Origin of the sequence: Xanthovirga aplysinae, from assembly GCF_009711365.1 — a bacterium.
Taxonomy (GTDB): Bacteria; Bacteroidota; Bacteroidia; order Cytophagales; family Cyclobacteriaceae; genus Xanthovirga; species Xanthovirga aplysinae.
This window is the reverse complement of record NZ_SMMB01000616.1, coordinates 1-2,752: the sequence shown is the minus strand read 5'-3', so window position 1 is coordinate 2,752 and position 2,752 is coordinate 1. Positions and strand designations below refer to the sequence as shown.

Below are 2,752 nucleotides of genomic sequence, written 5' to 3'. Positions count from 1 at the left end.
CACTACTCTACCAATTGAGCTACACCCGTGTCTGATAATGGTACAAAAGTAGGTAAAAACTATAAAAATTAAAATTCTTAAACAGGGTTTAATTGCATTTAAAGCCCATTTGAGGTCTATGTTTTTGAAAGTGAGGGGGCTAAAAACTGTTTTTTTTTATGATTATTTTGTTTTGACTATCTTATTCCAGGTGGGGCAATGAAGAGGCCTAGTAGTTGAGATACTTTTTTCTTTTTAAAAAAATCAAGATAGTTATGGGTTAATGGGAAATTTGAGATTTCATTTTGGCTTGAGTTTAAAAGTGAACTAAATGAAAGCAGAGATAGGTTAAATTAGTATCAGCCTATTTCATGTAGAGCCTGTCTTTGAAAAGTCAATGTTTAGCTATTTCTACTGATTTTTTATGAGTATAATTTTGCCCTTTGAATTTTCTGAAAATGAAAAATTATGGTGGATAGGGGTTTATTGTAGGCTTCTTTTTAATAATAAATATATCAATATAACTTCCAGTTGTCTAATGGTTAAAAATAAGTACAAATAGGTGGGGTGTGTTTTTAAATATTTACCTTTTTATGTGGGTTTTAACATGTGTTGAGTGCGTGTATTGTTGAAGAAATTAGTTTTTAAGGTCTTAAATATTTTGTGAGATATGTTTATAAAACAATTCTATACTGAGGGCTTAGAAGAAGCAGCATATTATGTAGAAGCCGATGGACAAGTGGCAATTATAGACCCTTTAAGAGACATTACCCCTTATATAAATTTAGCTGAGGAGAGAAGTGCTCATATTAAATACGTGTTTGAAACTCATTTTCATGCGGATTTTATTTCCGGGCATCTAGATCTAGCCGAAAAAACAGGAGCCACCATCGTTTTTGGGCCACATGCGGTGCCCGACTATTCGGTTTATGTTGCACAAGACCATGAGATTTTTAATTTGGGGGATGTAAAAATAAAAGCTATTCATACACCTGGGCATACAATAGAATCTACCTGTTATTTGTTGATCGATAATATGGGTAATGATTATGCTGTGTTCACAGGAGATACCCTTTTAGTGGGAGATGTAGGTAAGCCAGATGCAGCCATCCATGATGAAGAGCAATTTAGGGAAATGGGAGAGATGTTGTATGATTCTCTTCATAAGTTATTATCCCTTGAAGATACAGTAATTGTGTATCCAGCTCATGGGCCATCTGTGCATGGAGGGAAAAAACTGGGAACTGAGCATTTTACCACTATTGGAGAACAACGGCAAAATAATCAGGCTTTGCAGTTTATGAGTAAAGAGGAGTTTATTGAGAAGATTATGGAAGACCGTCAAGACCCTCTTCGCTATTATGTTAAGGATGCAGAAATGAACCGACAAGGTTATGAGCAATTGGAAAATGTAGTGAAGAAAAATGTTAGGGCGCTAAGTGTTAAGGAATTTGAAAAAGAACTTAAAAAAGGAGTATTTTTATTAGATGCTCGTACCCCGCAGGAGTTTGAAAAGGGTTTTGTTGAAGGAGCTGTAAATATAGGCCTTAAAGGTAAGTATGATTTTTGGGTGGGATCGTTGTTGGAGATTGATTACCCTCTCTTAGTGATAGCGTCTCTAGGAGAAGAAGAAGAGGTAATCAAACGATTGGCAGGATTGGGATACGAAAATATTAGGGGATATTTGAAAAATGGAGTAGATGAATGGAATAAAGCAGGTAAGCCTTTACATAGTGTTGAGTCCGTTTCTGTTCTCCAATTAAAAAATCTAATAGATTCAGGATTTAAGGTTCTTGATGTTCGCTCGGAAGAGGAAGTGCTTTTAGGACATGTGATCGGAGCCCATCATATTCCATTGCATGAATTGCAAGAAAGGCATGGTGAACTAGACAAGAACAAAGGTTACATGGTTCATTGTTCAGAAGGTTATCGTTCCATGGTAGCCTCTTCTATACTTAAGAAGGCCGGTTTTTTACAGGTAAAAAATATTCGTGGAGGCTTTCATGAAATCCATGGAAAAGGAGATCTTCCGATTTATATAAAAGAAGCTAAATCCATGTAATCTGTATTTTTTTCCTAACAATAATTGTTTAAACAAGGGTTGGTTTTTCTGTTAACTAAGTTTTCTTTTATTGGTCTGGTTTTATGGTGCTGGCCTTGAAATCAATTTGGAAAATTGATTTCTCTTGCCACAGAAATTCCAGTCCTTCTCCTATTCTATTTATAAAATTCTCTATTCTTGGGTTTATTTTCCTTATGAAGGAATAGAGAGAAAGTGACTAGAATAAGCTTAGGTAAGTCACTGCTATAATTTTAATCTATCCGATTGGAATAAAGGTTGAAATTTTCTTGATCAAAACAAATGAAAACTACTTTCTCTATGGCTTTTTCATTTAATAAAAAATTGTTGATGGTTTTGATTGCAATTTCCGCAGCTTGGTCCTTGGGAAAACCATAAACTCCTGTACTAATGTTTGGAAAAGCTATAGATTTTAGTTGCTTCTTTACTGCTAATTCCATGCTGTTCCGGTATGCATTGGCCAATAATTGACCCTCTCCCTGGCTACCTCCCTTCCAGATTGGTCCAACTGTATGAATTACAAACCTGGCAGGAAGATTCCCTGCCGTAGTAATTACTGCTTCCCCAGTCTCGCATCCCCCTTTTTGGGCCTTAATAATTTTGCACTCTTCTAATATGCTAGGACCACCTGCCCGATGAATGGCTCCGTCAACTCCACCACCACCTAAAAGAGAAGAATTGGCTGCATTTACA

2 protein-coding genes are annotated in these 2,752 nt (G+C 36.0%); one reads left to right on the top strand and one right to left on the bottom strand.

From position 1 onward, the window contains the following. Positions 1-649 precede the first annotated feature (649 nt). On the top strand, positions 650-2,041 hold the full coding sequence (locus tag E1171_RS03315; RefSeq protein ID WP_155204054.1) for an MBL fold metallo-hydrolase: 1,392 nt from the start codon (positions 650-652) through the stop codon (positions 2,039-2,041). Positions 2,042-2,292: 251 nt separating this feature from the next. Here the strand turns inward: E1171_RS03315 and E1171_RS03310 are convergent. Beyond that, positions 2,293-2,752: O-acetyl-ADP-ribose deacetylase (locus E1171_RS03310; protein ID WP_155204052.1), on the bottom strand; the 460-nt coding region annotated here is incomplete at its 5' end.